General features: G+C 66.1%; 19 protein-coding genes. 18 read left to right on the top strand and 1 reads right to left on the bottom strand.

Annotated elements, in window-relative coordinates; all coding sequences use genetic code 11:
* The first annotated feature begins 184 nt into the window (after window positions 1–184).
* The 10 genes from BerOc1_RS12665 (at window position 185) to BerOc1_RS12620 (ending at window position 10,583) form a co-directional block, all read left to right on the top strand.
* A complete protein-coding gene (locus BerOc1_RS12665) occupies window positions 185–1,294 on the top strand; it encodes an ABC transporter ATP-binding protein (protein ID WP_071546042.1) in 1,110 nt (369 codons plus the stop codon).
* A gap of 20 nt (window positions 1,295–1,314) precedes the next feature.
* Window positions 1,315–2,610, top strand: a complete 1,296-nt coding sequence (locus BerOc1_RS12660) for an ABC transporter substrate-binding protein (protein WP_071546041.1) — start codon at window positions 1,315–1,317, stop codon at window positions 2,608–2,610.
* A 61-nt stretch (window positions 2,611–2,671) separates the two neighbouring features.
* Window positions 2,672–3,520, top strand: coding sequence for an ABC transporter permease (locus BerOc1_RS12655; RefSeq protein ID WP_071546040.1), 849 nt, complete (start codon window positions 2,672–2,674; stop codon window positions 3,518–3,520).
* 18 nt (window positions 3,521–3,538) lie between these two features.
* Window positions 3,539–4,369, top strand: a complete 831-nt coding sequence (locus BerOc1_RS12650; protein WP_071546039.1) for an ABC transporter permease — start codon at window positions 3,539–3,541, stop codon at window positions 4,367–4,369.
* Between the two features lie 11 nt (window positions 4,370–4,380).
* The gene (locus BerOc1_RS12645) at window positions 4,381–5,100 is read left to right on the top strand and encodes an aspartate/glutamate racemase family protein (RefSeq protein ID WP_071546038.1); all 720 of its coding nucleotides are present in this window, start codon (window positions 4,381–4,383) and stop codon (window positions 5,098–5,100) included.
* Window positions 5,093–6,472, top strand: coding sequence for an allantoinase AllB (gene allB / locus BerOc1_RS12640; protein WP_071546037.1), 1,380 nt, complete (start codon window positions 5,093–5,095; stop codon window positions 6,470–6,472). The genes BerOc1_RS12645 and allB overlap by 8 nt, the downstream gene beginning before the upstream one ends.
* Before the next feature lie 9 nt (window positions 6,473–6,481).
* Window positions 6,482–7,732 carry a Zn-dependent hydrolase gene (locus tag BerOc1_RS12635; RefSeq protein WP_071547109.1) on the top strand — a complete coding sequence of 417 codons (1,251 nt, stop codon included), beginning with the start codon at window positions 6,482–6,484 and terminating at the stop codon, window positions 7,730–7,732.
* 47 nt (window positions 7,733–7,779) lie between these two features.
* Complete coding sequence (gene ilvC, locus BerOc1_RS12630) at window positions 7,780–8,775, top strand: ketol-acid reductoisomerase (protein ID WP_071546036.1); 996 nt, start codon at window positions 7,780–7,782, stop codon at window positions 8,773–8,775.
* Window positions 8,776–8,871: 96 nt separating this feature from the next.
* Window positions 8,872–9,651: a (S)-ureidoglycine aminohydrolase gene (gene allE / locus BerOc1_RS12625; RefSeq protein WP_071546035.1), complete on the top strand. Its 780-nt coding sequence runs from the start codon at window positions 8,872–8,874 to the stop codon at window positions 9,649–9,651.
* A gap of 158 nt (window positions 9,652–9,809) precedes the next feature.
* A complete protein-coding gene (locus BerOc1_RS12620; protein WP_071546034.1) occupies window positions 9,810–10,583 on the top strand; it encodes an NAD kinase in 774 nt (257 codons plus the stop codon).
* Between the two features lie 6 nt (window positions 10,584–10,589).
* Here BerOc1_RS12620 and BerOc1_RS12615 read toward each other — a convergent pair whose 3' ends face one another.
* Window positions 10,590–13,364: a methyl-accepting chemotaxis protein gene (locus BerOc1_RS12615; RefSeq protein ID WP_071546033.1), complete on the bottom strand. Its 2,775-nt coding sequence runs from the start codon at window positions 13,362–13,364 to the stop codon at window positions 10,590–10,592.
* Between the two features lie 253 nt (window positions 13,365–13,617).
* Here BerOc1_RS12615 and BerOc1_RS12610 point away from each other — a divergent pair, with 253 nt between their 5' ends.
* The 8 genes from BerOc1_RS12610 (at window position 13,618) to BerOc1_RS12575 (ending at window position 24,189) form a co-directional block, all read left to right on the top strand.
* Entirely contained in the window at window positions 13,618–15,801 is a 2,184-nt protein-coding gene (locus BerOc1_RS12610; RefSeq protein ID WP_071546032.1) for an MFS transporter, read from the top strand.
* A gap of 231 nt (window positions 15,802–16,032) precedes the next feature.
* Window positions 16,033–17,814 carry a sensor histidine kinase gene (locus BerOc1_RS12605; protein ID WP_071546031.1) on the top strand — a complete coding sequence of 594 codons (1,782 nt, stop codon included), beginning with the start codon at window positions 16,033–16,035 and terminating at the stop codon, window positions 17,812–17,814.
* Window positions 17,814–19,163, top strand: coding sequence for a sigma-54-dependent transcriptional regulator (locus tag BerOc1_RS12600; RefSeq protein WP_071546030.1), 1,350 nt, complete (start codon window positions 17,814–17,816; stop codon window positions 19,161–19,163). The genes BerOc1_RS12605 and BerOc1_RS12600 overlap by 1 nt, the downstream gene beginning before the upstream one ends.
* Window positions 19,164–19,488: 325 nt before the next feature.
* Entirely contained in the window at window positions 19,489–20,133 is a 645-nt protein-coding gene (locus BerOc1_RS12595; protein ID WP_071546029.1) for a succinate dehydrogenase/fumarate reductase transmembrane subunit, read from the top strand.
* A gap of 13 nt (window positions 20,134–20,146) precedes the next feature.
* The gene (locus tag BerOc1_RS12590) at window positions 20,147–22,027 is read left to right on the top strand and encodes a fumarate reductase flavoprotein subunit (RefSeq protein WP_071546028.1); all 1,881 of its coding nucleotides are present in this window, start codon (window positions 20,147–20,149) and stop codon (window positions 22,025–22,027) included.
* A gap of 23 nt (window positions 22,028–22,050) precedes the next feature.
* Window positions 22,051–22,791, top strand: coding sequence for a fumarate reductase iron-sulfur subunit (locus BerOc1_RS12585; RefSeq protein WP_071546027.1), 741 nt, complete (start codon window positions 22,051–22,053; stop codon window positions 22,789–22,791).
* Window position 22,792: 1 nt separating this feature from the next.
* A complete protein-coding gene (locus tag BerOc1_RS12580) occupies window positions 22,793–23,632 on the top strand; it encodes a fumarate hydratase (protein WP_071546026.1) in 840 nt (279 codons plus the stop codon).
* Window positions 23,632–24,189, top strand: coding sequence for a Fe-S-containing hydro-lyase (locus tag BerOc1_RS12575; protein ID WP_071546025.1), 558 nt, complete (start codon window positions 23,632–23,634; stop codon window positions 24,187–24,189). Before BerOc1_RS12580 ends, BerOc1_RS12575 begins: the two co-directional genes overlap by 1 nt.
* Window positions 24,190–24,194: the final 5 nt, after the last annotated feature.

The raw sequence follows: 24,194 nt of genomic DNA, 5'->3' as shown, positions 1-24,194 counted from the left end.
CCATCCAACGCAATCCATTGGAGAGAACGAGAGATGAAAACCGCCCTTCGCAACCGTCGCCGGCCGGTGCGGAACAGCGTCCATCCGGGCGACCGCGAAGCGGCCTTCTCCGTGCCGTCCGCACCCGGCGTCACCGTCTCCACCGGGAAAGAAGCGAGCAACACTGAAACAACGGCGAACCATCATGGCTGACATCGGAAAAGTGGAACTGTCCGCAGTGGGCAAATATTACGGCGAGGTCGAAGCGCTCAGGAACATCGAACTGACCGTCCGGGCGGGCGAGTACTGCTGCCTGCTCGGTCCCAGCGGATGCGGCAAGTCCACGGCCGTGCGCATGATCTCCGGGCACGAGGACGTGACCAGCGGCGACATCCTCCTGGACGGCCGGAACATCACCAACGAGCCGCCGGCCAAGCGCAAGACCGCGCTCATGTTCCAGAACTACGCCCTGTTCCCGCACCTGTCCTGCGTGGACAACGTGGCCTTCAGCCTGAAGCTCAAGGGCGAGCCCAAGAAGAGCCGCCGCGCCCAGGCCATGGAATATCTCGAACTGGTCCACATGGACGGATTCGCCAAGGTCAGGCCGGACCAGCTGTCCGGCGGCCAGCAGCAGCGCGTGGCCCTGGCCCGGGCGCTGATCACCAAGCCCTCGGCGATCCTCCTGGACGAGCCCCTGTCCGCCCTGGACCCCTTCCTGCGCGTGCAGATGCGCAAGGAACTCAAGAACATCCAGGAAGAGCTGGGCATGACCTTCATCCACGTGACCCACTCCCAGGAGGAAGCCTTCGCCCTGGCCGACAAGGTCGTGGTCATGGCCGACGGCGGCATCCGCCAGGTGGGCACCCCGCGCCAGGTCTTCCAATCCCCGGTCTCGCCTTTTGTTGCCGGGTTCATCGGCGGGCACAACATCTTCGAGGGCGAGTTCGAGGCCCGGCCCGAGGGGCACCGGCTGACCGTGGAAGGGGCCCGCGCTCAACGGTGCTGCGCCCTGCCCAACCTGGAGGGTTCCGGAACCTACGGCTTTTCCGTACGCACCGACCGCGTCCGCCTGGCGGGCGAGGGCCGGGAGGGCACGGACGTGACCGTGCCCGCGACCATCAACATGGCCGAGTACCAGGGCACCCACGTGGTCCTGCACTGCCAGACCGAATCGGGCCGGACCGTCCAGGTCTGCGAGCCCGACGACCGATATTTTGCCGACACGCCCGCGCCCGGGGATAGGGTTACCCTGGGCTGGGACTGTACCGACATGAACGTGTTTCCCCCTCAGGGCGGGAAAGGCAAAAACCAGTAACCGACACAGGAGAGAGAGTCATGGTCAAGGAAACGAAGAAAGGCGGCAAGATGAGCCGCAGGAGCTTCTTGGGCAAGGCGGCGGTCGCCACTGCGGCCGTGGCCGCGGCGCCGGTCATCACCGGTTTCCCCACGGTCTGGGCCCAGAACATCAAGAACATCAAGCTGCGCCAGTTCGGCACGGGCACGGCCAGCGTCAACGCCATCGCCGAGAAGGTCAAGGCGGACCTCGGGTTCACCATCGAGATGACCGCGCTCGACTCCGACGCGGTGGTCCAGCGCGCGGTGACCCAGCCCAAGTCCTACGACATCGCGGACATCGAGTACTGGGTCTGCAAGAAGGTGTACCCCAGCGGCGTGATCCAGCCCATGGACACCTCCAAGATCAAGCTCTACGACAAGATCTCTCCGCTCTTCAAGACCGGCCAGCTGACCCCGGGCGCCGATATCGCCCAGGGCACGGCCCCGCACACCGTGGGCTTCGTGGAGAAAAACGAGGACACCGCCTTCGCCAAGCGCGAGACCCAGTGGATGACCCTGATTCCGACCATCTACAACGCCGACACCCTGGGCATCCGCCCGGACCTGGTGGGCCGTCCCATCACCAACTGGCGCGACATCATGGACCCGGCCTTCAAGGGCAAGACCTCCATCCTGAACATCCCGTCCATCGGCATCATGGACGCGGCCATGATCTGCGAGTCCATGGGCGTCATCAAGTACGGCGACAAGGGCAACATGACCCGCGACGAGATCGACAAGACCATCGAGGTCCTCAAGAAGGCCAAGAAGGACGGCCAGTTCCGCGCCTTCTGGAAGTCCTTTGACGAGTCCGTCAACCTGATGTCCTCGGGCGAGGTCGTCATCCAGTCCATGTGGTCCCCGGCCGTGGCCGCGGTCCGCGCCAAGGGCATCCCGTGCAAGTACCAGCCGCTGGAAGAGGGCTACCGCGCCTGGGGCGGCGGCCTGGGCATCGCCCGCCACCTGTCCGGGCTGGAGCTGGACGCGGTCTACGAGTACTTCAACTGGTATATCTCCGGCTGGGCCGGCGCGTACCTCAACCGCCAGGGCTACTACAGCGCGGCTCCGGAAACCTCCAAGCAGTACATGTCCGAGAACGAATGGGGCTACTGGATGGAAGGCAAGAAGGCCAGCGCCGACATCGTCAGCCCCGAGGGCGTGACCATGGAGAAGAAGGGCGCGGTCCGCGACGGCGGCTCCTACGACGAGCGCATGGGCCACGTGGCCTGCTGGAACTCGGTCATGGACGAGAACAAGTACATGATCCGCAAGTGGAACGAGTTCATCGCCTCCTAGAACGCAATCAACGCGGCGGCTCCCCGGCCTTCCGGGGAGCCGCCCCAACACGGGCCGCACCATGACGCAATCCCGCTTTTCCTATCTCCAGGCGTTCCCGCTGTTCGCCATCATGCTGGTCTTCCTGGTCATCCCCACCGTGATGATCGTGGCGGTCAGCTTCTGGGACTACAACGCCTTTTCGATCATCCCGGACTTCATCTGGGACAACTACGACTTCCTGCTGACCTCCTCGGTCACCTGGCGGGCCTACGGCACGACCTTCTTCTACGCCCTGACCTCCTGGGCCCTGACCCTGGTCATCGGCTTCACCGCGGCCTACTACATGGCCTTCCACCTGCGCACCACCAAGTCCCAGACCATCTGTTTCCTGCTGGCGACCATCCCGTTCCTGACGTCCAACATCATCCGGATGATCTCGTGGATTCCCCTGCTCGGGCGCAACGGACTGGTCAACCAGGCCCTGCTGTCCCTGGGGCTCATCGACAATCCGCTGGAATTTCTGCTCTATTCCGACTTTTCGGTGATCCTGGCCTTTGTCCACCTGTACACCCTGTTCATGGTCGTACCCATCTTCAACTCCATGATGCGCATCGACCGCAAGCTCATCGAGGCGGCCATCGACGCCGGGGCCTCGCCCGTCCAGGTCCTGACCCAGGTTATCATCCCCCTGTCCAAGTCCGGCATCACCATCGGGACCATCTTCGTCTTCACCCTGGTCATGGGCGACTTCATCACCGTGCGCCTCATGTCCGGCGGACTGTCCGCCTCGGTGGGGGTGCTCATCTACAACGAGATCACCCTGCTGCAATATCCGGCGGCGGCGGCCGGGGCCGTGACCCTGCTGCTCACGGTCCTGATGATGCTCGCCATCCTCTTCCGTTTCGCCAACATCCGCGAAGACCTCTAAGGCGCAAGGGAGCATATCATGAACACCACCGGCAAACGGCCGAAGAGCTTCTACATCCTGTCCGCGTTCTTCGCCCTGTTCATCCTCTTCCTGTACGGGCCCACCCTGACCATCGGCATCCTGTCCTTCCAGGGGCCGTCCGGCGGACTGACCTTCCCCATGAACGGCGTGTCCCTGCACTGGTACTTCAAGCTGTTCGAAACGCAGGCCGTGGGCGACTTCGGCGGGTCCCTGACCCGCTCCCTGCTCCTGGCCCTGGCGGTCATGGTCACCACCGTGGTCATATCGCTCTCGGCGGGCATGGCCTTCCGCAAGAAATTCAAGGGCAGCGGCGTGCTCTTCTACCTGACCGTGGTCAGCCTGATCATCCCGTCCATCCTCATCAGCCTGGGCATCGGCCTGCTCTTCAACCAGGCGGGCGTGGAACCCACCTGGTACGGCTCGGCGTTTGGCGCGCACCTGACCTGGACCCTGCCCTTCGGGCTGCTGATCATGTTCGCGGTCTTCAACCGGTTCGACAAATCCTTCGAGGCCGCGGCCACGGACATGTGCGCCACCCCGTTCCAGACATTGCGCTTCGTGGTCATCCCGCTGATCCTGCCGAGCCTGGTGGGCGTGGGGCTGTTCGGCTTCACCCTGTCCTACGACGAGTTCGCCCGGACGATCATGACCTCGGGCTCGCAGAACACCCTGCCGCTGGAGATCTTCGGCATGACCACCAACGTGACCACGCCGGTGCTCTACGCACTGGGTACCTTGACCACGCTCATCTCGTTCGTGGCCATCGTCGGCACCCTGCTCGTCCTCCATCTGCTCAAGCGTCGCCGCAGCCGCATCCAGGCCGGGTAAAGGACATTCCCATGCGCATCCTGCTCATCAACCCCAATTCCAGCCCGGCCATGACCCGAACCATCGCGAACACGGGCAAGGCCGCGGCCGCGCCCGGCACCGAGGTCGTCGGCACCTGCCCGCCCGGCGCGCCCCTGTCCATCGAGGGCCACTCGGACGGCGTGCTGGCCGCCTTCCACACCCTCAAGCTGGTGGAAGAGAGCGGCCCGGCGGACGGCTACGTGCTGGCCTGCTTCGACGACACGGGCGTGGACGCGGTGCGCGAACGGGTCGCCGGGCCGGTCCTCGGCATCGGCGAGGCCGCCATGCACGCTGCCACCATGCTGGCCTGCCGCTTCTCCATCCTGACCTCGCTGGAACGGTCCGTGCCCATTCTGGAAGACAACGCCGCCCGCTACGGGCTGGCCGCCCGCTGCCGGGGCGTGCACGCCGCACAGCTGCCGGTCCTGGCCTTCGAAGACGGCAAATCCGCCTACGCGGTCCTGCGCGACGCGGCCCGCGCGGTCCTGGAAAGGGACCGCTCCGACGCCCTGGTCCTGGGCTGCGGCGGCATGGCCCACCTGGCCCCGCGTCTGGCCGGGGAACTCGGCGTCCCCGTGGTCGAGGGCGTGGCCTGCGCGGTCAAGTTCGTGGAATCCCTCGTCTCCCTGAATCTCAAGACGAGCAAGACCGGCGGGTACGCCTACCCCCTGGCCAAAACTCCGGTATCCGGCGGAGGACATCATGTTTGATCTCGTGCTCGAAAACGCCCGGCTGGTCCTCGAAGACGCCACCCGCGACTGCGTCGTCGGCATCAAGGACGGCGACGTGGCCCGCATCGCGGAACCCGGCACGCGCCTTGAGGGCGAACAGATCCTCGACTGCGCGGGCAAGCTGGTCCTGCCCGGCTTCATCGACCTGCACGTGCATTTCAACGAGCCGGGACTGACCCGGCGCGAGGACTATTCCACCGGCTCCTCCTCGGCCGCCGCCGGGGGCGTGACCCTGTTCGCGGACATGCCCCTGTCCAACGAGCCGTACACCTTGAGCGAGGCGGCCGTGCGCGACAAGTTCGAGCGCGCGGCCAAGGGCTCGGTGGTGGACTACGCCGTCTGGGCCGGGCTGGTGGAGGACAATACGGACCAGCTCGCCCCCATGGCCGAGGCCGGGGCCTACGGCTTCAAGATGTTCACCTGCGACGGCGGTGACGGCTTCCCCATGCCCGAGCCGGAAACCATGCGGCGCGGCTTTTCCGAAGCGCACCGGCTCGGCTCGTTCGTCGGCGTGCACTGCGAGGACCAGGCGGTCATGGACCGCATCGCCGGGCAGGACCATGACGACGCGGACGAGATTTCCCGTTTCCTGGCCGTCCACTGCCCCGAGGCCGAAATGGAGGCCACAAGGCGGGTCATCGGCCTGAGCGAGGAGACCGGCGGGCATCTGCACGTCTGCCACGCCAGCCTGCCCGAGGTGGTGGATATGGTCGCCGAGGCCAAAAAGCGCGGCGTGCCGGTCACCGTGGAGACCTGCCCGCAGTACCTGCTGTGCACCACCGACGACCTGAGCCGCATCGGCGGGCGGCTGAAGTGCACCCCGCCCGTGCGTTCGGCGGACGATGTGGAAGGCATGTGGCAACGCATCGAGGCCGGGGCCGTGGACTTCATCGGCACGGACCACTCGCCCGCCGAGACCTTCGAAAAGGAGCGCGCGTCCTTCGACCAATGCTGGGGCGGCATCAACGGGGTCCAGTTCCTCTTCCCCCTGCTCCACACCGAGGGCGTGGTCCGGCGCGGGCTCTCCCCCGAGCTCCTGGTCCGGCTGTACAGCGCCGCCCCCGCGCGGTTCATCGGCCAGTACCCGCGCAAGGGCACGCTCAAAGAGGGCAGCGAGGCGACTTTCGTGATCTTCGACCCCGAGGCCCAGTGGACCATCCGGGCCGAGGATCTTCTGACCAAGCACAGGCAGACCCCCTATGCCGGGATGTCCTGCACGGGCCGCGTGGAACAGACGTGGCTGCGGGGCGAGATGGTCTGCCGATTCGATTCCGATACGGGCAAACACCGGCTGACCGGCCGCGCCGGTTGCGGCAGGCCGGTGATCCCCGTGAACAACAAAGGGAAATGACCGATGACCATGGCGACATTGAAAACCGACCCCGCGCGGCTTGAACGGTTCCTGACCGAGATCGCCGCCTTCGGGGCGACGAAAAACGGCGGCGTGACCCGCCTGGCCCTGAGCGACGAGGACCGGGACGCCCGCAACCAGCTCAAGGCGTGGTTCGAGGCCGCGGGCTGCGAGACGCGGATCGACCGCATGGGCAACATGTTCTTTGTCCGGCCGGGCAAGAACCGCGCCCTGCCCCCGGTTATGACCGGCTCCCACTGCGACTCCCAGCCGCAGGGTGGGCGCTTCGACGGCATCCTCGGCATCATCGGCGGGCTGGAGGCGGTCTGCGCCCTGAACGACGCGGGTGTCACGCTTGAACGCGACCTGATCGTGGTCGACTGGACCAACGAGGAAGGCAGCCGCTTCACCCCGGGCACCACCGGCTCCGGCGTGTTCGCGGGCAAGCTCGACCGCGAGGCCATGTACGCCTTAACCGACCGCGAGGGGCTGACCTTCGGCGGGGAGCTTGAGCGCATCGGCTACAAGGGCATGGAGGACTTCGACCCCAGGCCGCTGCACGCCAACTTCGAGTACCACATCGAGCAGGGCCCGGTCCTGGAGCGCCAAGGCAAGACCATCGGCGTGCCCAAGGGCATCGTCTGCCTGCGCTGGTACGACGTGGAGATAACCGGCGTGCCCAACCACGCCGGGCCCACGCCCATGAACGAGCGCAAGGACGCGGTCTACGCCTTCGCACGCATGGCCTCGGACATCTTCGAGATCGGCCTGGCCTCGGACAACGTGGTGGCCACCGTGGGCGAGGTCCATCCCTCCCCCAATTCGCGCAACGTCATCGCCGGGAACCTGCACTTCACCATCGACGTGCGCGGCTGGGACGAGGGGGAGACCGACCGCGTCTGCGCGGACATCGAAAAAGCCGTCCGCACCCACGCCGAGGTCACCGGGACCACCGTGGACATCCGCAGGACCTGGGAGGTGGAGCGCGCGCCCTTCCATCCACAGCTGGTCTCCATGATCCGCGAGACCGCCGGGGAGCTGGGCCTGCCCGCCCTGGACATGGTCTCGGGCGCGTCCCACGACACCGTGTACATCAACCAGTTCGCGCCCAGCGCCATGATCTTCGTGCCGTCCATCGGCGGCCGGAGCCATGCCGAGGTGGAGGAGACCTCCTGGGCGGACTGCGCGGCCGGGGCCGACGTGCTCCTGAACTGCATCATCAAGACCTGCAACGATCCGGAAGGCGTGGAATACGCCTAGGCGTCCCGCGCGGCACCGATCAAGACAGAGAGAAAAAAGGAATAACCATGAGCGACATCGAATTCGAGAAAATCTACCGTGACGAAGACGTGGACCTGTCCGTGCTGGACGGCAGGACCGTGGCCATCATCGGCTACGGCAGCCAGGGCCGCGCCCAGAGCATGAACATGCGCGAAAGCGGGGTGAACATCATCGTGGGCGCGGGCGACCGCACCCGCCACTCCAGCTGGGACAAGGCCGAGGCCGACGGCTTTGAGGTCTTTTCCATCGAGGAGGCCGTGGACAAGGCGGACATCGTCCACATCCTGCTCCAGGACCCGGCCCAGCCGTCGGTCTACTACGAGTCCATCCACAAGCATCTCAAGCCCGGCCAGACCCTGAGCTTCGCCCACGGCTTCGCCATTCTCTACGGGACCATCAAGCCGCCCAAGGACGTGGACGTGGTCCTGTTCGTGCCCAACGGCCCCGGCCCGGTGACCCGCCAGAAGTTCAAGGACGGCTCCGGCATCTGGGGCTGCGTGTCCGTGGACCAGGACGTCAGCGGCCATGCGAAGGAGACCGCCCTGGCCATCTCCAAGGCCGTGGGCTCCACCCGCGTGGGCGTGGTCGACATGACCTTCCAGCACGAGACCGAGGGCGACAACTACGAGGAGCAGGTCCTGTACGGCGGGACCATCCATCTCATGCGGACCATGTTCAACATCATGGTCAAGAACGGCTACCCCCGCTCCTTCGCCTACGCCAAGGCGATCCGCTCCATCCGCTCGATCATCGACGACATCGACGCCGTGGGCATCGAGGCCTACCTGACCTCCCGGGCCAGCCGGACCTGCGAGTTCGCCGTGCGCCACAGCGGCCCGCGCGTGATCAACGAGCAGGCCATGGAGGAGATTTTCGAGGAGACCGAGCGCGGCGTCTTCGCCCGCAACTGGCTCCAGGAATTCTCCCTGGGCATGCCCACCCTGAACCGCATGCGCCGCACCTGGGCGGATTCGGACATGGAAAAGACCGGAAAAATCTGGCGCGACAAGTTCGGAAAGTAGTACACCTCCCCATATACCGGGACGCGGGGGAAACCGACCTCTCCCCCGCGTCCCGGCCATGAACCAAGCAGGCCGAACGCAACAAGGACAACCACCATGCCTTATCCCGAAGGCTTCCTGAAAAACCGCTCCGAGTACGTGCCCGGCAAGTACGCGGTCATCACCACCGAGGGCCGGGTCTTCAACGTCATTCCCGGCATCGAGGGCTGCGCCCTGTCCATCCTGGCCTCGCCCAAGCTCGGGGCCAACTTCGTGCAGACGGTCGGCACCGTGTCGACCGGGGGCAGGACGACCATGCCCTACGGCAAGGCCGAGAACATCGAGACGTTTCTCTTCGTCATGTCCGGCGAGGGCTCGCTCAAGGCCACCGTGGGCGGCAAGTCCGAGACTCTGTCCGCCGGGGGATACATCTACTCTCCGCCCGGCAAGGGCATCTCCTTCGCCTCCACGGGCGACGCGCCGGTGGAGATCCTGCTCTACAAGCAGCGCTTCATCCCTCATCCGGACCCGGCCGTCCAACCCCCGTGGATGGTCACCGGCTCCATCCGCGACATGGACGAGAGCCAGTACGACTCCATGGAGAACGTGTTCGTGCGCGACCTGTTGCCCGTGGACCAGGCCTTCGACATGAACTTCCACACCCTGGCCTTTTTGCCCGGCGGCTGCCATCCGTTCGTGGAGACCCACGTGCAGGAGCACGGCATGTACATCTACCGGGGCGAGGGGCTGTACCTCCTCGACGAGAAATGGCTGCCCGTAGAGTCCGGCGACTTCATCTGGATCGCCCCGTTCTGCAAGCAGGCGTGCTACGGCATCGGCCGCGAGCGCATGGAGTACATCTACTCCAAGGACTGCCACCGCGACGAAGCCATCTGATCCGACATTCCTCCTCTTTGGGGGCCGCGCGGCGCATCTCGCGCCGCGCGGCCTTTTCCGTTCCGGAAGCCGAAAAGCGAACGCGCCCTCTTTACGGCACGGGCCATGCAGGGTAGTTGGTCCTGCTAAGGAACCAGAGCAAAAGGAAGGGCCGCCCCATGGAATCCGCAATCCGCCATATCGCCTGCGTCGCCTCGGACACCCCCGCCGCCCAGGAACGGTTCGCCGTCCTGAAGGAACGCTGTTCCCTGGTCCCGGTCGAGGAGGCCGACGCCCTGGTGGCCCTGGGCGGGGACGGGTTCATGCTCAGGACCGTGCACCGGTTCCTGGACCGGAAACTGCCCATTTACGGCATGAACTGCGGAACCATCGGATTTCTGCTCAACCAGTTCAACCCGGATAACCTCATCGAGCGGATCAACGCGGCCCAGGAGCACCTCCTGAACCCGCTGGCCATGACCGCCACCACCTTGGAGGGCGACCGCGTCTCGGCCCTGGCCTTCAACGAGGTGGCCATGCTGCGCACCTCCCAGCAGTCGGCCCACATCCGGCTGTTCATCAACGGCCGCAAGCGGTTGGACAACCTGGTCTGCGACGGGGTCATGGTCGCCACCCCGGCGGGCAGCACGGCCTACAACCTGTCCGCCCACGGGCCGATCATCCCGCTGGGCTCCAACGTCATGGCCCTGACCCCCATCTGCCCCTTCAGGCCGAGGCGCTGGACCGGGGCGCTTTTGCCCAACACCGCCAGCGTGGAGTTCGATATCCTCTGGCCGGGACTGCGGCCGGTCAGCGCCACCGCCGACTTCCTGGAGGTGCGCGACGTGGCCCACATCCTGGTCCACGAGGACCACACGCACCCGGCGCGCATCCTGTTCGCCCCGGACCACTCCCTGGAGGAGCGGATCTTCAACGAACAGTTCATCCACTAAGCCCGGCTAGAACCGCTCCAGATCCTCCACCTCGCGGTCGAACTCGGGGTCCTGCGCAACCGGCGGCAGGGCCGGGCGTCGTACTCCCCCGGCGCGCTTGCCGCTGAACTTGAAAAAGCTCATGGACTGCTGGAGCATGACCGCCTGGCCGGCCAGTTCCTCGGCGGTGGAGGCGGTCTCCTCCGAGGCCGAGGCATTGGACTGGATGACCTTGTCCAGATCCTGCATGGCGGCATTGACCTGGGCGGCCCCCTCGGCCTGCTCCTCGCTGGCCACGGCGATGTCCCGGACCAGTTCGGCCGTGCGCTTGATGTTCGGGACCAGTTCCCTGAGCATCTGTCCCGCCTCGTCCGAAACCCCGGCGGTCTTGGAGGACAGTTCGCTGATCTCGGCCGCGGCGCGGCCGCTGCGTTCGGCCAGCTTGCGGACCTCGGCCGCGACCACGGCAAACCCCTTGCCGTGCTCGCCCGCCCGGGCGGCCTCGATGGCCGCGTTCAGGGCCAGCAGGTTCGTCTGCCGGGCGATCTCCTCGATGATCGAGATTTTCTCGGCGATGGCGTTCATGGCCTCCAGCGCGCCGCCCACGGCCGAGCTGCTCCGCTCCGCCACATGCAACGCCTTGTCCGCGATGGTTTCGGTATCCCGGGCGTTTTGCGTGTTGCGCTGGATGTTCTCGGCCATCTGTTCCACCGAGGCCAGGACCTGCTCCACGGCGGAGGCCTGCTGGTTGGTCCCCTGGGAGAGGTCCTCGGCCGTGGCCGCCAGCTCCTCGCTGCCCGAGGTCACGTTCTCGGCGCTGAGCTGCACGTCCTCGACAATGCCGGAGAGGGCTCCGACCATGGCCCGCATGGCCTCGGCCAGCTCGCCCACCTCGTCCTTCTGGCTGACCTTGAGGTCCGCGCCGAGGTTGCCCGAGGAGACCTCCTTGGAAAACGCCACCCCGTCCTGCAGGGGATGGGCGATGGACCCGGCCACGAATATCCCGGCCAGGACGACGAGCACGGCCAGGACCAGGGCCAACACGCCCACCGAGACGCGCAGGGCGCGGATCGGGGCAAGCACCTCGGCCTCGTCGATCTCGGCCAAAAGCGCCCAGGTCGTGCCGAGCACGTCCACCGGGGCGTAGGCGGACAGGACCGGGTTGCCGTTGTAGTCGATGATCACCTTGGCCCCGGTCTTCCCGGCCAGGGCCAGGGCGCTCCCTTCGGTGTCCACCCCGTTCTTCTCCACGCTCCCGGCAAAGGAGGCGGCCACGGAATGGCCCTCGGGATCGAGGAAGGAATCCGAGCGCATCAGCTTGTCCGGGCCGACCAGGTAGGTCTCGCCGGTCTCGCCCATGCCGTCGCGCTGCTTCATGATCCCGTTCAGGACCTCAAGCGAGATTTGCAGGCCGACGACCATCTCGACCTTGCCGTCGTGGACCAGGGGCTGGGCGATGAACGAGGCTGGCTCGAAGTCGCTCGGCTCGTAGGGCGCGAAGTCCGCGAAACCGAATTGCTTGGCCTGGAGCACCTTGCGGACCAGGCCGCCCAGGTTGGACCCGGCAAAACGGCCGTCGACCAGGTTGGTCCGGTAGTCCGCCTCGCGGGCCGCGGTGAAGAAGCAGTAGCCGTCCGGGTTGATCAGGAAGATGTCGTAGTAGCCGTGCAGTTCGACGAACTTGTTGAGCAGGAGGTTCCCTTCCTGGTCCTTGGGGCTGAATGCCTCGGCCACGTCGATCTCGGCGGCCAGGGCCCAGACGTGGTCGCCCACGGCCACCGGGGTGTAGGCCGACAGGACCGGGCTGCCGTTGTAGTCGATGACCAGTCCGGCTCCGCTTTGGCCGGCCAGGGCGTTGCGGATCGCTTCGGTATCGGCGCGGCCCTTCTGCGGATCGGCGAAGGAGGCGGTCACCGTATGGTGCTCGGGGTCGAGATGGGAGTCCGAACGCATCAGGAAGTCCGGGCCGACCAGGTAGGTCTCGCCGGTCTCGCCCATGCCGGTGCGTTCGCCCATGATCGCGTTGATGGCGTCGTTGGAAATCTGGAACGCGACCACCCCGACCACCCGGCCGCCCGACAGGATGGGCGCGGCGAGAAACTGGGCCGGGGCGTTGGCCGACGGCGCGTACGGGCGCATGTCGGACAGGGCGGCCCGCTCCTCGGCCACGGCTATCCGCCAGACGTCGCGCAGGGAGGAATCCACGTCCCGGGTGCGCTGGCCGAAATCCGCCTCCTTGGTCACGGAAAAGACCACGTCGCCGGTGTCGGCGGTCATCAGGAAAACGTCGTAGTAGCCGTACTCCTCCATGTATTTCTTGAACAGGGGAAAGACGCGGTCGTGGACGGCCCGGTATTCCGCCGGAGCCAGATAGCGCTCGCCGGCCAGCCCCTTGAACCCACCGCCCTGCGTGAAGACCGCCTCCAGGGAGACCAGGCTTTCGCGCGTGGACGGCTGCGCCGCCAGCACCCGGACCTCGTTCAGGCGGGAGTTGAAGAAGCGCTCCATCTGCTGCTTCTTGATGGCCGACAGGGCCTGGAGCTTCTGCATGGCATCGTGGCGCACGGAACTCACGGTCTCGACCAGCACCTCCATCTGCTCCCTGCGCCCCTGGAAAAAGGACATGACCTGTCCCTTCTTGATGGAGCGCACGGCCTCGAGATGGGCATAGGAGTTGTCCATGAGCGCCGTACCGGACGTTTGCATGGCCCACAAGCCCGCCAGGGCCATGGGCAAGAGGCCGGTAATCATGAACACGGCGATCAGTTTGGGCCGCATCTTGATGTCCTTGAATCGCAACATGAATACTCCCTGGTCTGAAGTGACGTCGTTCGAAAAAACCGACCGAGAAAAGGGTGATCATTACAGACCATGGCCCGCTGAGACCATTCTGTACATGATTATTCTTATTTATAACGAGTCCTGTTCAGCCTTGCGGCGGATTCCTTCAACCTATTGTATTCATGCTCATTTCCACGGAGACTGGACAACCCAGCAATTTGCGTACAGACTACCGGTCCGGTATTGCCGCCCGGCAGCGGAAGAAGGACGAACGATGCCAGCAGCTGAAACAGACATCTCCCGGAAGGGGAACCTCCGGGTCCTTGCCGCCGTTCTGGCGGGCGGACTCTTCACCTCGCTCGGAGTGGGCCTGTTCGCCTTCACCATCCCGCTGCTCAGCCTGGACGAGCGGATCAGCGGCGCGTGGATCGGCACCGCGTTCGCCGGGTACTACCTGGCCAAGCTGCTGGTCTCGCCCCTGTCGGGCATGGCCGCCGACCGCTTCGGGCCCAAGCCGGTCCTGGCCCTGGCCTCGGCCGCGGGCTGCCTCGTCCCCCTGGCCTATTTCCTGTCTCCGGGCCTGACCGCCCTGTACGCGGTGCAGGTGGCCATGGGCCTGGTCACCGGCCTGATCCGGCCCGTGGGGCTGGCCGCCCTGGGCGGGTCGGCGAGCGGCCCGGCCCTGTCGCGCCGGTTCGCGGTCCACGCCGCCCTGTTCAACGCGGCCGCCTTTGCCGGGCCCATCCTCGGCAGCCTGCTCTACACCACCGGAGTCATGGGGCCGGTCATGGTCGGCCTGTCCCTTTGCCTGGGGCTGGCCCTGGCCGCCACCCTCCTGCTCATGCCGCGCGAGGCGACCACCAGCCGCCCGGCGCGGCCCAAGGCCGGCCCGGCCCGGTCCAAGGGGCGCGCCGCCGCCCTGCTCCTGGCCATCGGCGGGCGCAGCCTGGGCATCGGGCTGACCACCGCCTTCTACCCCATCGTCCTGGCCGAAACGCTGGGCCGCCACGGACCGGTCATCGCCGCCACCTTCGCCGCGCCCGGCCTGGCCACCTTCCTGGGGCTGCTGCTCACCGGCCGGTTCGGCGGCAAAAGCCCGGACACGGACCGCGTGGTCATGGGGTTGCTCGTCAGCGCCGGGGCGCTCTACGCACTGGGCGAGTGCCGCTTGCTCTGGCAGTTCGCCACCTTCGGCGTGCTCCTCGGCCTGGGCGCGGCCCTGTCCATCCCTGCCTCCATGTATTTCGCCTCGTCCCTGAGCCGCAGACAGGGCGCGGTCTTCGGCGCGGCCAACCTGGCCTCCGGGCTCGGCTTCCTGCTGGGGCCGCTGCTCGGCGGGGCCGTGGTCCACGCCCTGCACTCCCCGGCCCCGGGGCTGAAGGTGGCGGGCCTGATCGGCGCGCTCTGCTGCCTGCCCCTGCTGGCCTACGTCTTCCGCGACCAGTTCCACTGGGGAAGCGGACTGAGCTGGACCGCCACCGGGCTGGCCGCCGGGCTCCTCTGCCTGATGCTCGTCCTGAACCTGTCCCCGACCCTGCGCATGGAGGCCCATGAGGACGGCCTCTACCGCTTCACCGACGTGGCCATGGGCACCGTGGTCAAGCTGACCATCGAGGCCCCGAGCCGCAAGTCCGCCGAGCTTTCGGCCCGCCGGACCATGACCGCCATGCGCGCCCTGCAGCAGGACTTCGACCACCGCAACCCGCGCGGCTCCATCGGCCGGATCAACCGCGCCGCCGGACACGCCTGGGTCAAGGTCACGCCGCGCGCCTTCGCCCTGCTCGACCGGGCGCTTACGTTCAGCGCGGCCACGGGCGGCATCTTCGACCCCACGGTGGGGGCCCTGACCACCTCGCCCTTCTACTACGCCATGGACGAATCCGTGGCCCGGGCCAAGTCCGGGCTGGTGGACTTCCGCATGGTCCTCATGGACCGGCCCGGCGGCCGGGTGCGGCTCAAGAAGGAAGGCATGGCGCTGGACCTCGGCGGTATCGCCAAGGGGTCCATCGTGGACGCGGCCGTGGCCCTGCTGCAAAAGCACGGCGTGCAATCGGGCATCGTCGAGGCGGGCGGCGACTTCCGCTGCTTCGGCGACCGCGACTGGCACGTGGGCGTCCGCCACCCGCGCAACGACGCCGTGTTCCAGACCATCGCCATCCGCGACAAGGGCGTGTGCGGCTCGGGCGACTACCGCCAGTTCGTGTCACCCGAGAAGAAGGGCGACCCCATCGAGCACCACCACATCATCGACCCCTCGACCATGGACTCGGCCCACCGGTCCATCGGCGTGACGGTCATCGCGGACACCGCCGAACTGGCCGACGCCCTGGCCACCACCCTGTTCATCATGGGCCCGGCCCGGGGGGCGGCCTTCCTTGAGAAGCACTCGCCCGACAGCGCCTGCATCTGGTTCCTGCCCGACCGGACCGTGGCCTACACCGACAATTTCCCGCACTGATCCCGAAAAAGACCGGCCGCGCGACCGGGGTCGGTATCCTTTTTGCTGTAATCAGGGCATGACGCCGCCCCTGTTTTTACACAACTATCATTATTTCAGTATGTTGACTGCAAACGCCGGAGCGGGCGGCCACATTGGGCCTTGCCTGATCGGCGGATTTCCGCCTATTGCTGAAAAGAGGACCGAAACAGACCCAACCCCCGCGCCTTCGCGGACACGGACAGGCCAGGCATGAAGACCTTCAACGAGACCCGATTCAACACCCCGGCCGTGACGCTCGGCATCTTCCTGCTCATCGGCCTGCCGTTCATCGTCGGCCTGCTGGTGCAGTACGACTACCTCCAGGACCTGGAACGGGTCTCGGACGAGCGGCTGACCCTGTACGAGATGACGCTGGACTCCGAGCTGCGCAAGTACGAGTACCTGCCCTACCTCATCTCCGAGAACGGCATGGTCACCACCTTCCTGACCCGGGGCGGCGAGGGCGTGCCCATCAACCGCTTCCTCAAGCGCGTGAACACCATCGCCGAGTCGTCCGTGGTCTACATCATCGGCACGGACGGCATCGTCAAGGCGGCCTCCAACTGGGACCGCCCCAACGCCTTCATCGGCCTGGACCTCGGCTTCAGGCCCTATTTCAAGGAAGCCATGGAGGGCCGCCAGGGGATATTCTTCGGCGTGGGCATCACCCGGGGCGAGCCCGGCATCTACATCTCCCACCCGATCAAGGACAGGGACGAGGTCATCGGCGTGGCCGTGGCCAAGATCGCCCTCTCCCCGCTGGAGCATCTCTGGAAGGAGGGCGGCGAGACCCTGCTGGTGACCGATTCCAACGGGGTTATCGTCCTGACCAGCCGCCCGTCCTGGAAGTACATGACCCTGACGCCGCTGAACGCGGGCATGCTCCAGGAAATCCACGACCGCGAACACTATCCCCGGCACCAGCTCAAGCATTTGGCCTGGCACACCCGGACCCGGTTCGGCTTTGTCCGCGAGACGACCATCGGCACCGAACGGTTCCTGCTGAACACGCGGGGAATCCCGGGCACGGACTGGAAGATCAGCTATCTCACGCCCCAGGGGCCGCTCTGGGAGCGGACGCTGGGCGTCTCCCTGACCACCTTCGTGATTCTCGGCCTGGCCGTGCTGACCCGCCTGTTCCTGCGCGAGCGCCGCCAGCGCCAGCTCTCCAAGCAGCAGGCCGTGGAAGCCAACCGCATCCGGGACATCAACCGCCAGCTGGCCCAGGAGGTGGAGGAGCGCAAGCGCACCGAGCACGAGCTGCGCTCGGCCCAGGAGGAGCTGGTCCAGGCGGGCAAGCTGGCCGCGCTGGGCGAGATGGCCACGGCCATCGCCCACGAGCTCAACCAGCCCATCGCGGCCACCAAAACCTACGTGGCCAGTTGCCGCCTGATGCTCAAGCGCATGAAGCTCGACGACCTGGACCCCACCCTGGTCAAGGTCTCGGAACTGGGCGACCGCATGGCCAAGGTCACGGGCCAGCTCAAATCCTTTGCCCGGCGAACCACGGACAAGGACATCGAGTTCGACCTGCGCCTGGCCATCAAGGAGGCGGTCAACCTGATGAAGCACCAGTTCCTGGTCGAGAACTGCGACCTCAAGCTGTCCATGCCCGGACAGCCGGTCTTCATCCTGGGCGACCGCATGCGCATGGAGCAGGTCCTCATCAACCTCTTCCGCAACGCGCTGGACGCCCTGATGGAGGTCGACTCCCCGCTCCTCGGCGTGCGTCTGTCCGCCGAGGGCGACAAGGCGACCATCCACGTCTGGGACAACGGGCCCGGCATCGCCGAGGAGGTCGGCAAGAAGATCTTCGAGCCCTTCGTGACCACCAAGAAGGAGGGCATCGGCGTGGGGTTGGGCCTGTCCATCTCCTACAAGATCGTCAAGGACATGAAGGGCGACTTCCGGGTGGCCAACCGCGACCCGAACGGTGCCGAATTCTTTATCCACATCCCCCTTTCCAACCAGCAACAGGACAAGAGCAACTGATGAAAAAAGTCATATTGGTGGACGACGAACAGTCGGTCCGGGATTCCGCCCGGCAATGGCTGGAGCTGTCGGATTTCGAGGTCGCCGATTACGCGGACGCCCGCGTGGCCCTGCGCGACATCACCCCGGAGTACGCGGGCATCGTGCTGACCGACGTGAAGATGCCCGGCCTGGACGGGCTGGCCTTCCAGAAGGAGATCGCGGCCATCGACGAGCACATCCCGGTGGTCCTGTTCACCGGGCACGGCGACATCGCCATGGCCGTGGAGGCCATCCGGGGCGGGGCCTACGACTTCGTGGAAAAGCCCTTCGACCCCGAACAGATCGTGGAGACCATCAAGCGCGCCCTGGAAAAGCGCCGCCTGGTCCTCGAGAACCGCCAGCTCAAGATGGCCCTGTCCGACTGCGAGGGCATCGACTCCCGGCTGGTGGGCACCAGCCAGCCCATGCGCGAGCTCAAGAAGGAGATCACCCACATCGCCCCCACCCCGGCCAACGTGCTCCTCTTCGGCGAGACCGGCACGGGCAAGGAGGTCATCGCCCGGGCCATCCACAACCTCTCCCTGCTGAACAAGGGCCCGTACATGGCGCTCAACTGCGCGGCCATCCCGGTGGACATGGCCGAGAGCGAGCTGTTCGGCCACGTCAGCGGGGCCTTCACCGGGGCGGCGGGCAAGCGCATCGGCAAACTTGAGGCGGCCAACGGCGGGACCCTGTTCCTGGACGAGCTCAACTCCATGCCGCTGGACGTCCAGGGCAAGCTGCTGCGGGCGCTGGAGATGCGCGAGATCACCCCGCTGGGGGCCAACTCGTCGCGGCCGGTGAACTTTCGGCTGATTTCCGCCATGAACGAAAACCCGCGCACGGCCATCGACGAGGGGCGGCTGCGCGAGGACCTCTATTTCCGCATCAATACCGTGGAGTTGAACGTCCCGCCCCTGCGCGAGCGCATGGACGACATCCCCCTGCTCTTCTCCTTTTTCCTGGAGCGCACGGCCGACACCTACGGCGTGGTCGCCGCCCCGCTCGGGCCCGAGGGGCTGCCCCTGATGATGAGCCACGACTGGCCCGGCAACGTCCGCGAACTCAAGAGCGTGGCCGAGCGCTACATTCTCTCGCCCCTGCCGCCCAAGGAGCGCATCTCCAAGATCATGGCCGCCAAGACCGGGGACACCGCGCCCCAGGCCGTCAGCCTCCGGGACCAGGTCGCCCTGTTCGAGCGCCACCTCATCCAGGAGTCCCTGAACCGCAACGGCGGCGTCATCAAGGACGTCATCGACGACCTCGGCATTCCCCGCCGCACCTTGAACGAAAAGATGACCAAATACGGACTGAAACGGTCTGAATAATCCTTCGGCGGATTCTTGCCGATCGGATACCCCCGGTTCGGCAAGAATCCGCTCATCTCCATTCTCACGACTCATTATAGCCATGGAATAGTGTGACTTTTTTGCCACGCTCTTCTGGCATGCCTGTTGCTCATCTTCAAACCGTTGCGATCCATTTCCGATGTATTGAGGAGGTTCTCTCGGGGATCTCGGCAATCGCATCGAGCCGCCAGGGGGCGCGCCGACCGGACCCGTCCGGCGGGCGGGCACCGGACGCGGCGCGACGCGGCGGAAGAGGCAGGGGTTCTTTCAATTCGTATCAATCATGAACAACAGGTGAAGAATGATGAAAACCTTTACGACATCCGTTCCAGGCGTGTCCCTCACCGATGCCGCCCTCGACTGGCTGCAGATGCTGACGGGAGCAAGCCTGATCCTTTTCATGTGGTGTCACATGCTGCTCGTGTCTTCGGTGGTCATTTCCCCGGGCGTGATGAACGCCATCGCCGGCTTCTTCGAGGCCACCTACATGGCCCAGGTCGGCGGCCCGCTGATCTTCCTGACCTTCCTGGTCCACTTCGCCCTGGCCGCGCGCAAGATCCCCTTCCGCGCCGAGGGGCAGGGCACCATCTGGGCCCACGCCAAGATGATGAAGCACCGCGACACCTGGCTGTGGGTCGTCCAGGCCGCGACCGCCATGATCATCCTGATCCTGGGCGCCATCCACATGTGGGTCGTGCTCAACGACCTGCCCATCACCGCCGCCAAGTCCGCCGCGCGCATGCAGCACTTCTGGTGGTTTCTCTTCTACATGATCCTCCTTCCCAGCGTGGAGCTTCACGTCAGCGTCGGCTTCTACCGCATCGCCGTGAAATGGGGTTTCGTGAAATCCGAACAGCGGAAGGGCTTCAAGCGCTTCGAGACGACCCTGTTCTCCATCTTCATGGTCATCGGCGTCATCACCCTGATCCGCTTCATAACGCTGAGCTAACGAGGTGAACTCCATGCAGACATTCTATTCCGACCTGCTCGTCATCGGCGCCGGACTGTCCGGCGAGCGCGTGGCCTGCGAGGCCGCCCAGAACGGCTTCAAGGCCACCTGCCTGTCCATCGTGCCCGCCCGGCGCTCCCACTCCTCGGCCGCCCAGGGCGGCATGCAGGCCGCGCTCGGCAACTGCGCCAAGGGCGAGGGCGACAACCCGGACGTCCACTTCATCGACACCGTCAAGGGCTCGGACTGGGGCTGCGACCAGGAGGTCGCCCGGCTCTTCGCCGACGCCGCGCCCATCGAGATGCGCCGCCTGGCGGCCTGGGGCGTGCCCTGGAACCGCGTGGTGCCCGGCCAGTCCTTCTACTTCAAGGGCGGCGAGAAATTCGAAAAATACGAGAAGGAAGAGAACGAGGGGCTGATCACGGCCCGCTCCTTCGGCGGCACGGCCAAGTGGCGCACCTGCTACACCTCGGACGGCACCGGCCACGCGGTCATGTGCACCATGGACAACCGCTGCGCCCAGCTCGGCATCGACGTGTTCGACAAGAAGGAGGCCATCTCCCTGATCCACGACGGCGACAAGTGCATGGGCGCGGTGGTCCGCGACCTGCGCAACGGCCAGCTCGAGGTCCACCTGGCCAAGGCCACGGCCATCTGCACCGGCGGCTTCGGGCGCATCTACAAGGCCACCACCAACGCGGTCATCTGCGACGGCGGCGGCCACATCCTGGCCCACGAGACCGGGCTGGTGCCCATCGGCAACCCGGAATCCATCCAGTTCCACCCCACCGGCATCGTGCCCACCGACATCCTGGTCACCGAGGGCTGCCGCGGCGACGGCGGAACGCTGCTCGACGTCAACGAAGAGCGGTTCATGCACATCTACGAGCCGGAAAAGGCCGAGCTGGCCTCGCGCGACGTGGTCTCCCGCCGGATGACCGAACACATGCGCGCGGGCAAGGGCGTGAAGTCCCCCTACGGCGAGCACCTCTGGCTGGACATCCGCCACCTCGGCGACAAGCACATCTCCACCAAGCTGCGCGAAGTGGACGAGATCTGCCACCACTTCCTGGGCGTGGACCCGCGCGTGGAGCTGATCCCCGTGCGCCCGACCCAGCACTACACCATGGCCGGCATCCGGACCAACAAGGACGGCGCGGTCTACGGCCTCAAGGGGCTGTACTCCGCGGGCGAGGCGGCCTGCTGGGACATGCACGGCTTCAACCGGCTGGGCGGCAACTCCCTGGCCGAGACCGTGGTCGCGGGCGGCATCATCGGCGCCAAGATCGTCGAGTTCCTCAAGGGCTACGAGACCACCTTCGACACCGGTGTCGTCAACGCCGAGGTCAAGCGCCAGGAAGAACGCATCCATGACGTCACCCACGGCCGCAACGGCAAGCTGAACGTCTACGAGGTCCGCAACGAGATGCAGGAGGCGCTGATGAAGGGCTGCTTCGTCTTCCGCAACAAGGAAGGCCTCGAGGAGTGCGTCCAGACCCTGCAGGGGACCATGGAGAAGGCCCGCAAGGTCGGCCTGGTCTCCGACGGCGTGGGCGCCAACCACGAGCTGGCCGCGGCCATGAAGCTGGAGGGCCAGGTCAGGCTGGCCATGTGCATCGCCCAGGCGGCGCTGATGCGCACCGAATCGCGCGGCTCCCACAACCGCGAGGACTTCCCCGAGCGCAACGACGCCGAGTGGCTCAACCGCACCCTGGCCTACTGGCCCGAAGGCGCGGACATGCCCGACCTCAAGTACGAGGACACCACTCCGCTGTTCGAACTGCCCCCGGGCGACCGCGGCTACGGCGGCGGCAAGATCATCCCGGCTGACGAGAAGTACGTGACCGAGCGCACCGTGAAGAGCCCCGTCACCGAAATCGGGAAGAAGAAGTAACCCGGTCAAGAAAGGAACACATCATGGGTAGACAACTGAAATTCGAGATATTCCGGTACAATCCCGAGAGGAAGGGCGACGTCCCGCACATGCAGGAGTTCATCCTGGACGAGACGCCGAACATGACCCTGTTCATCGCCCTGAACCGGCTGCGCGAGGAGCAGGACCCGAGCCTGGTCTTCGACTTCTGCTGCCGGGCGGGCATCTGCGGCGCATGCGCCATGGTCATCAACGGCCGCCCCGGCCTGGCCTGCCAGACCAAGACCAAGGACCAGCCCGGGCACATCGTCCTGCACCCCCTGCCGGTCTTCAAGCTCGTCGGCGACCTGTCCGTGGACACGGGCGTCTGGTTCCGCGAGATGTACGCCAAGACCGAGTCCTGGGTGCACACCAACAAGGTCTTCGACCCGGCCAAGGAAGAAGAGCGCATGGACAACGAGGTGGCCGAGCAGATCTACGAGCTGGAGCGCTGCATCGAATGCGGCTGCTGCATCTCGGCCTGCGGCACCGCCCGGCTGCGCGACGATTTCATGGGCGCGGCCGCCCTGAACCGCATCGCCCGCTTCGTGGTCGACCCCCGCGACGAGCGCACGGACCGCGAGTACTTCGAGGTCATCGGCAACGACAACGGCATCTTCGGCTGCATGGGCCTGCTGGCCTGCGAAGACGTCTGTCCCAAGGGGCTGCCCCTGCAGAACCAGCTCGGCTTCCTGCGCCGCAAGATGGGCATCACCGCAATGAAGCAGATCTTCAGGAAGAAATAGCATGCGTACCATCCAGACCAGCGACATCGTCGACGCCGTCGCCAAGATGTGCGTCAGTTCCAACACCGAGCTGCCCGCCGACGTGCGCGCCCGGCTTGAATCGGCCATGGCCGAGGAAACCAGCCCGTCCGCCAAGGAAGTGATCCGCCAGCTCCTGGAGAACGCGGACCTGGCCTTCGACACCAAGCTGCCCCTGTGCCAGGACTGCGGACTGGCCGTCTACTTCGTGGAGGTGGGCGACGAGGTGCGCATCGAGGGCGGCAACCTGCGCGACGCCATCAACGAGGGCACCCGCAAGGGATACGCCGACGGCTACCTGCGCAAGTCCGCCTGCGATCCGCTCTCCCGGGCCAACACCGGTGACGGCACCCCGGCCGTCATCCACTTCGACTTCGTGCCCGGCGACAAACTCAAGATATCCTACATGGCCAAGGGCGGCGGGGCCGAGAACATGTCCCGCGTGACCATGCTCGCCCCGGCCCAGGGCTGGGAGGGGATCAAGAAGTTCGTCATCAACCGCGTGGCCGAGGCGGGCCCCAACCCCTGCCCGCCCACGGTCATCGGCGTGGGCATCGGCGGGACCTTCGAACACGCGGCCAAGATCGCCAAGCGCGGCCTGCTGCGCAAGCTCGACGACACCCATCCGGACCCGGAAATCGCGGCCAAGGAAAAGGAACTCGAGGACGCCATCAACGCGCTCGGCATCGGCCCCATGGGGCTGGGCGGCAAGACCACCGTGCTCGGCGTGAAGATCACCATGGAACCGTGCCACCTGGCGAGCCTGCCCCTGGCGGTCAACGTGCAGTGCCACTCCCAGCGGCACGAGGAGGTCGTACTCTAATGGCTGAATACAAACTGAACACCCCGCTGACCGATCAAGACATCGCCCAGCTCAAGGCGGGCGACGTGGTCTTCCTGACCGGGACCATCTACTCCGCGCGCGACGCGGCCCACAAGAAGCTCGTGGACCTGCTCGACGCGGGCAAGGAACTGCCGTTCGACCTCAAGGGCGCGGCCATCTACTACGTCGGCCCCTCCCCGGCCCCTCCGGGCCGCCCCATCGGCGCGGCCGGACCGACCACCTCCTACCGCATGGACTCCTATGCCCCGCGCCTCTACTCCCTGGGGCTCAAGGCGACCATCGGCAAGGGCAAGCGCGACGCCCCCACCCGGCAGGCCATGCAGGACTATACCGCCGTGTACTTCGGCGCCACCGGCGGCGCGGGCGCGCTGCTGTCCAACTCCATCGTGGAGTCCAACGTCATCGCCTTCGACGAGCTCGGCCCCGAGGCCATCCGCGAGATGAAGGTCGAGGACTTCCCCCTGCTCGTCATCAACGATTCCCACGGCGGCGAACTGTACGCCGTGCCCGACCGCAAGGCCGCGGGCATCGAATAACGCAC

Origin of the sequence: Pseudodesulfovibrio hydrargyri, from assembly GCF_001874525.1 — a bacterium.
Taxonomy (GTDB): Bacteria; Desulfobacterota; Desulfovibrionia; order Desulfovibrionales; family Desulfovibrionaceae; genus Pseudodesulfovibrio; species Pseudodesulfovibrio hydrargyri.
The sequence above is the reverse complement of the archived record's forward strand: the minus strand, read 5'-3'. Positions and strand labels throughout refer to the sequence as shown.

What these genes read in the sequence shown, in the direction of transcription:
- BerOc1_RS12665 (WP_071546042.1), top strand. Translation starts at nt 185, where the DNA reads ATGGCTGACATCGGAAAAGTGGAACTGTCCGCAGTGGGCAAATATTAC.
- BerOc1_RS12660 (WP_071546041.1), top strand. Translation starts at nt 1,315, where the DNA reads ATGGTCAAGGAAACGAAGAAAGGCGGCAAGATGAGCCGCAGGAGCTTC.
- BerOc1_RS12655 (WP_071546040.1), top strand. Translation starts at nt 2,672, where the DNA reads ATGACGCAATCCCGCTTTTCCTATCTCCAGGCGTTCCCGCTGTTCGCC.
- BerOc1_RS12650 (WP_071546039.1), top strand. Translation starts at nt 3,539, where the DNA reads ATGAACACCACCGGCAAACGGCCGAAGAGCTTCTACATCCTGTCCGCG.
- BerOc1_RS12645 (WP_071546038.1), top strand. Translation starts at nt 4,381, where the DNA reads ATGCGCATCCTGCTCATCAACCCCAATTCCAGCCCGGCCATGACCCGA.
- allB (WP_071546037.1), top strand. Translation starts at nt 5,093, where the DNA reads ATGTTTGATCTCGTGCTCGAAAACGCCCGGCTGGTCCTCGAAGACGCC.
- BerOc1_RS12635 (WP_071547109.1), top strand. Translation starts at nt 6,482, where the DNA reads ATGGCGACATTGAAAACCGACCCCGCGCGGCTTGAACGGTTCCTGACC.
- ilvC (WP_071546036.1), top strand. Translation starts at nt 7,780, where the DNA reads ATGAGCGACATCGAATTCGAGAAAATCTACCGTGACGAAGACGTGGAC.
- allE (WP_071546035.1), top strand. Translation starts at nt 8,872, where the DNA reads ATGCCTTATCCCGAAGGCTTCCTGAAAAACCGCTCCGAGTACGTGCCC.
- BerOc1_RS12620 (WP_071546034.1), top strand. Translation starts at nt 9,810, where the DNA reads ATGGAATCCGCAATCCGCCATATCGCCTGCGTCGCCTCGGACACCCCC.
- BerOc1_RS12615 (WP_071546033.1), bottom strand. Translation starts at nt 13,364, where the DNA reads ATGTTGCGATTCAAGGACATCAAGATGCGGCCCAAACTGATCGCCGTG.
- BerOc1_RS12610 (WP_071546032.1), top strand. Translation starts at nt 13,618, where the DNA reads ATGCCAGCAGCTGAAACAGACATCTCCCGGAAGGGGAACCTCCGGGTC.
- BerOc1_RS12605 (WP_071546031.1), top strand. Translation starts at nt 16,033, where the DNA reads ATGAAGACCTTCAACGAGACCCGATTCAACACCCCGGCCGTGACGCTC.
- BerOc1_RS12600 (WP_071546030.1), top strand. Translation starts at nt 17,814, where the DNA reads ATGAAAAAAGTCATATTGGTGGACGACGAACAGTCGGTCCGGGATTCC.
- BerOc1_RS12595 (WP_071546029.1), top strand. Translation starts at nt 19,489, where the DNA reads ATGAAAACCTTTACGACATCCGTTCCAGGCGTGTCCCTCACCGATGCC.
- BerOc1_RS12590 (WP_071546028.1), top strand. Translation starts at nt 20,147, where the DNA reads ATGCAGACATTCTATTCCGACCTGCTCGTCATCGGCGCCGGACTGTCC.
- BerOc1_RS12585 (WP_071546027.1), top strand. Translation starts at nt 22,051, where the DNA reads ATGGGTAGACAACTGAAATTCGAGATATTCCGGTACAATCCCGAGAGG.
- BerOc1_RS12580 (WP_071546026.1), top strand. Translation starts at nt 22,793, where the DNA reads ATGCGTACCATCCAGACCAGCGACATCGTCGACGCCGTCGCCAAGATG.
- BerOc1_RS12575 (WP_071546025.1), top strand. Translation starts at nt 23,632, where the DNA reads ATGGCTGAATACAAACTGAACACCCCGCTGACCGATCAAGACATCGCC.